Origin of the sequence: Crocosphaera sp. (assembly GCF_030064895.1) — a bacterium.
GTDB lineage: Bacteria > Cyanobacteriota > Cyanobacteriia > Cyanobacteriales > Microcystaceae > Crocosphaera.
This window is the reverse complement of the sequence record NZ_JASJEB010000167.1, coordinates 1-5,892: the sequence shown is the minus strand read 5'-3', so window position 1 is coordinate 5,892 and position 5,892 is coordinate 1. Positions and strand designations below refer to the sequence as shown.

The 5,892-nt window shown below is 38.3% G+C and carries 4 protein-coding genes; 1 reads left to right on the top strand and 3 read right to left on the bottom strand.

Features of this window, described 5'->3' with window-relative positions:
• Positions 1 to 291: 291 nt before the first annotated feature.
• From QNJ66_RS25505 to QNJ66_RS25495, 3 genes are read right to left on the bottom strand one after another with little or no spacing between them, the layout of a single operon-like run.
• Positions 292 to 1,233 carry a DNA polymerase III subunit delta' gene (locus tag QNJ66_RS25505; RefSeq protein ID WP_300511473.1) on the bottom strand — a complete coding sequence of 314 codons (942 nt, stop codon included), beginning with the start codon at positions 1,231 to 1,233 and terminating at the stop codon, positions 292 to 294.
• On the bottom strand, positions 1,230 to 2,183 hold the full coding sequence (gene hpsE / locus QNJ66_RS25500) for a hormogonium polysaccharide biosynthesis glycosyltransferase HpsE (RefSeq protein WP_300511472.1): 954 nt from the start codon (positions 2,181 to 2,183) through the stop codon (positions 1,230 to 1,232). The genes QNJ66_RS25505 and hpsE overlap by 4 nt, the downstream gene beginning before the upstream one ends.
• Positions 2,184 to 2,194: 11 nt before the next feature.
• Positions 2,195 to 3,112: a glycosyltransferase family A protein gene (locus QNJ66_RS25495; protein WP_300511471.1), complete on the bottom strand. Its 918-nt coding sequence runs from the start codon at positions 3,110 to 3,112 to the stop codon at positions 2,195 to 2,197.
• A gap of 594 nt (positions 3,113 to 3,706) precedes the next feature.
• Between QNJ66_RS25495 and QNJ66_RS25490 the strand changes: the two genes are divergently transcribed.
• Positions 3,707 to 5,892 (top strand): SdrD B-like domain-containing protein (locus QNJ66_RS25490; protein WP_300511470.1); only part of this gene is annotated, 2,186 nt, incomplete at its 3' end.

The following is a 5,892-nucleotide window of genomic DNA, read 5'->3' as shown; positions in this document are numbered from 1 at the left end:
AATGGTTCTGCTAACATTGGACGTAAAAGTAAAGCCAATCTCTTTGAAAAGAGAGAGGTATTAGAGGGGCTTTTGGACGCTCCAAGACGATACTTTATCGTGTAAAGAATCCCCAACTTCTAAAGTTGGGGTAGTTCAACTCCTTACCAACCCTACGAAGTATAAGTTTTACTTATCACCATAACTACGAGAGAGCCTTAACTGAGATGAAATACAAAATAGCCCCTTCATGATTGGGTAATGTGTACTGCTATGCTTTTGCAGTATTGCGATTTTTGCATCTTCGCATGATCAAGAGACATTAATTAATAAACAGTCCCAGACTAAACGAGGTTGTACGTAACTTAAAAGTTGTTTTTTAGCAGATTCTAAATTTTTTAGAAACATTTGATCCTGGTATTTTTGCCAATAAAAATACTGTAGATAATTAATTAACCATAACTGTGCATCATTATCTAATTCTTTGGTAATTTCTTTCGCTAATTGTAAAGCATCTAAAGACGTTTTCGGCATTTTTTTTAATTTTTGTCGTAGTTCAAAAGGGATATTTTGTAACTGTTGCCAAGCTGAGATTGCTTCCCCTGGACTCCCTTGACTCAAACCAATAATATCAGGATGCTCGATAATTTCCTCGTAACCTAATCGACCCAAAATTGTCTTAACATGAGTTTCAGAAAGACGATAAAAAGGTATTTTTTGGCAACGAGAAACTAAAGTAGGTAGCAAAGAATCAACACTAGGAGCAATCAAAATTAAAGTTGCTTTCCCAGGTTCTTCTAACGTTTTTAATAAACCATTGGCCGCAGCTTCAGTCATAGTTTCTGCTGCCTCTATTACTACCACACAGCGAGATGCTTCTAGGGGAGGACGACTCAAAAATTGAGTAATATCCCGAATTTGTTCGATGCGAACTTGAGGAGGTGCTTTACGTTTTAGTCCCGTTTCTTCTGCTTGTTTAGCTGTTAATAATTGTCCCTGATGTAGATAAGTTGGTTCCACCCAATATAAGTCAGGATGATTTTTGTCCCAGACCCGTTTTTTCAGCTTAATTTGCTTTTCCTCAGATAAATTCAAAGATAACAGTAATTGAGCAAAACATTTAGCTCCCAAAGCTCTTCCCACACCACCAGGACCAGCAAAAAGATAAGCAGGAGCAATACGATTTTGAGAGATCGCTTGTTGTAATAAAGTAACTCCGGCCGATTGTCCAATTAGTTGTCGAAAATGATTCATTTTAACCAAAAATAAAAGGGACTAAAAAAACTTTTAATAATTAATTCTCTCTCAGCAGCAGCAACAATATCCTCCTTCAAGATTAGACCATATTTAAAAATATGAATGATCATTTTTTTCAAATCATTAAGCCAATAAGCTACTACAATTAAAGGTATAAAAATTGGTTTTCTGCCGACTGTTCTCGTAATATAACGACTCAATCCGATCCATCCTAAGTGTTCAACTAGATAGTCTTTGGTTAAACGATATTTAGGAATTTTATGTAACACCTCCATCTCGGGATTGTACCAAATTTCCCAATCAGACTGTTGAAGATAACTTAACGCCTCTAAGTCCTCAGAATTCAGCATATTCTCTTTGATTGGCCCCGTTAAAATACAGTCATTAGGAACAGTTTCTAACCATGCTTGTCGACGGACAACTAATCCAGCAGAAGGCGGTAAAAATCTAGATTTAGGATTATACAATAATGGCTTATTTCCCCTTTCTGTAATCGCTAAAAAAGCTTTAATTCGTTCAAAATTAACAGGAGGCTCAGCCTCATATTCTCCATGAATCTGACTTCCATAAGCACCGGCTTTCGGATACTTTTGAGCAAACTTATAAGCAGAAATCACCCAATTATCCATCGGTAAATTATCATCATCTAGAAAGCCAATTAAATCCGATTGAGCCTCCTTAATTGCTTTTTTACGAGCATAACCTGCACCTTGTTTTTCTTCAAAAGTATATCTTAAACTAACTGGAAACGACGAATTATGTTGCCAACTGTAGATGATCTCTTTGGTCTGATCTGTGCTATTATTATCAACCACCAATACTTCCCAAGCAATATTCTCTGTATTACTTTGATCTCTAAGTTTTTCAAAGACATCAGTTAATCGGATTGCACCATTATAGGTAACAATAGCAACAGTAAAATTCAACTTATTGTTCAGTAAGTGCATAACAGGGTTCATTATAGTAAATTTATCTTGAAACTTTTAGGAATAAATAGTGCGTTAAATAATAAACGCCAAGCTTGAATAGATAAAATAGCTGGAAAAATCAGTTCATAAAAAGTAAACAATTCTAACTGTTTAAAAGCAATTAATGCCCAATATAATTGTAGGTAATTGTGCAAATCACATAAAGAAGGTAAATCCGTGTAACATTGGTCATCAATAAGGGAATAAAGTCGCTGTTTAATCAACCAATTTATTGCTAATCTTTGTTTAATCGGTAATTGCTTATTATACCCTCCTGGCCAAACATAACGATAAGCTAAATATTGATTAATAAAAAGAGCATCTCCAAATTGAGCAATTCTCAGCCAAGAATCAATATCATCGTAATGTAAATCTAGTTGAGAATCCCAACCACCAGCATTGAGGAAAGCATCTTTCCGAAATCCCACTTGAACAGGAGTCCCAAATGGCAATCTTTCGATGAGCATTTGATAATGTATCTTAGACTGAGGAATATGGGTTATTTTTTGAGAACCAACAGAAGGAGTTTTTCCGCATTTTCTGCCATTTTCATCCATTTGAATCGCTTTTACCGAACAAATGACTACTTGCGGATAAGCTAACACCATTGTATCCATTATCTCAAGGCAATTTGCTGCCAGATAATCGTCATCATCTAACATTTTAATCCAATCTGCATCCGCAAGCTGGACACCCCGATTTACCGAAGCAGAATGACCCAAATTGCGATCATTACTGTGAAATTTGATGTTATTTCCTAAACTTCTAAGATAATTCCCTGTTTCATCCGTAGAAGCATCATCAATCACCACAATTTCGCAAGGAAGTGTTTGTTTGATAGCTGAATTGATTGCTCTTTTGAGTAACTGACAGCGATTATAAGTTGTGATCAAAACACACCATTTCATATTTTTTGAAGCTTTCCTATTGAGAAAACAGGAGATTGATAATTTTTATAATATAAAGAAATTCTCAAGGAGAATACTATACAAATCTTATCTTATTGACGGAAGATTGGAGATTGGAGATTGATTAAAAACAAGTCTTTGCATCTTGGTGCGCTTTCCAGAAGTCGGTCACCTGTTATACCTTGCGCGCATTACCGCCCCCATTACTGTACCACAGTTCATTCTTGTGAAGATATTTAATTGTTCTTAAGTAAAAACACTTAAAATTTTATTAAAGTAATGTAAAATTTTAGAAAACAAAAGCAATTATTCTGTATTTGCACGGAAAATATTAAAATATTGCATTTTAGTATTGACATTTTCTGTAGGTGCTTATTAGACTTGGACGTATACACGGAAAATAACCAATAGAACTTTATCGTTCACCAGGAAAGTACCTACCTGGACGCACAGTGGGAAAAAACACATAAGTGGATGAAGTAGATATATGATTTAATCTTCTGAAACCTCCTTAGCTTTTTGAATCTTTATTTTTAGGTATATTTTTTTGTTATTTTCCTAAAACCAAACTAAAATTTTAAGGAGTGTAGTACAGTGCCAAGCTTATCAGGAACTTTACTATTTGACACAAATGGAGACGGAGTTCTAGATCCTATAGTAGATATCCCTCTTCAGGGTTGGACCGTTGCTTTATATGAGATTGATGGAAATGGTAACGCAGATTTAGTCCCAGAATTCGTAACAACAACTGATTCAAGCGGAAATTATCAATTTAATAACATAGACGTAAGTAGCGGCCCAAAACAATTTATTGTTCGGGTTATTGATACTGACGACGATTTTTTAAACGGTTATGCAACTCCCACGTTGAGCGGATTTGCATATGTTATTCCCGATGCTCCCATCGATCCCAATAGTGGGTCACAAATAGACCCCAACGACGACCCCAGAGGCTCAACACAAATAGATATTGTGGAAAGCCCTTTAACTGATTTGGATAAGGTTTATACCATAACTATTACTGATGATCAAGTTCAGATTGGTGGGACGGACTTTGAAGATGCGGATGATTTATTAGCAAATGGAGGGGATGCAGATAATATTGCCCTAGACTCAGAAGCTGACCAGGTGTGGGCAGATATTGGCTTTAAGTTCTGGTGGGATGACAATCAGAACTTTATTGGGGATGCTTTAGAAGGTGGTAGATCCATGTTTCTGGAGGGGACTAATCCGGTTGATCCTAACGGCCCCAACGACACCTTCAACGATGGAGTTGGCTTTGTTAATGACTTTTTGACAGGTCCGTTTGGAGAATTGCAAAGCAATGGCACATACACACCCAATCCCTTTCCCCAACAGTTTGACGTAGAAACAGACGAACAAACAAGACAGGAAACGCAAAATGGATTTTTAGGAGACTATTTTTTGAGAGGAAGTGGTCTTCAACGAGGAGACAGCACAGTACCAACCTTCCTGATTGAATATACCTTACCAACATCATCAGGAAGTGGGGTGATTGTCGATATTGACACCGTTTATAACGTCGATGGTAGTTATAACCCCCCCCAACTACAGGAAGCGGAACAATGGAAAGTTGAATTTTTCACTGACGACGATAATGATCCAACCACTGCTCCTGTTGAGTTAGAGGAGTTGGAACAACTAAGTCCTGTGGGCCAAGCAGTATGGGTTCCAATTAGCGACGCTAACAATCCTATCTATGACGATAGCGAATTAACAACAACAGATCCCCTTGGTCGTAGCATTGATGGATGGTTATACAATCGGAGTTCTTTGGACGGGAGAGGCTGGCAATGGTCATTTGACACAGGAGAACAAGGGCCGATTGTAGATTTTGTTCGTATTTCCTTTGTTGGCGAAAAAGACCGTAACTTTGTCGGTTTTGCTTTTGACCAATTCCAAGCATTCGGACAACCAACAACAACAGCCGATTTCTTGTTTGAATTTGAAGATGGCACTCCACCAGATACCATCCCCTTAGCCTCCTTAGGAAACTTCGTATTCCATGATCTCAACGCAAACGGAATCCAAGACGCAGGGGAAGAAGGAATTGCAGGAGCAACCGTTACCCTAACAGGAGACGTAAATGGAGACGGTGTAACGGATACACTCACCACCACCACAGATGCAGCAGGTATTTACAACTTCACCAACCTCAACCCAGGAGACTACACAGTAGAATTTACAACTCCTGATGGCTTTACTGAATCGAGTCCAGTGAATGTGGGAGAGGATGATACTATCGATTCAGATGGAACATCAGTAACTACCAACCTAGCCTCAATAGAAAACGACGATACCATCGATGCAGGGTTCTACAATTTAGCTTCCTTGGGAGACCAAGTCTTCATCGACGCAGACGCAGACGGCATCCAAGATGCAGGAGAAGTAGGATTAGATGGTGTAACCGTCAACCTAATTCAGAATGGTCAAGTAGTTGGTACACAAGTAACAAGTAACGGTGGCCAGTATCTATTCACCGACCTAGTTCCAGGGGATTATCAAGTAGAATTTGTCGCCCCAGACGGATTCATCTTCAGCCCTGCTGACCAAGGAGGCGATGATACAGCTGATTCTGATGCCGACCCCATAACAGGATTAACTCAAAGCGTTACTCTCATTAGTGGAGAAAACAACCTAACCCTAGATGCAGGATTAGTAGAACTAGCAAGTTTAGGAGACTTCGTATTTGAAGACTTAAACGCAGACGGAATCCAAGACGCCGGAGAAAGTGGAATTTTAGGTGTAACAGTCAACCT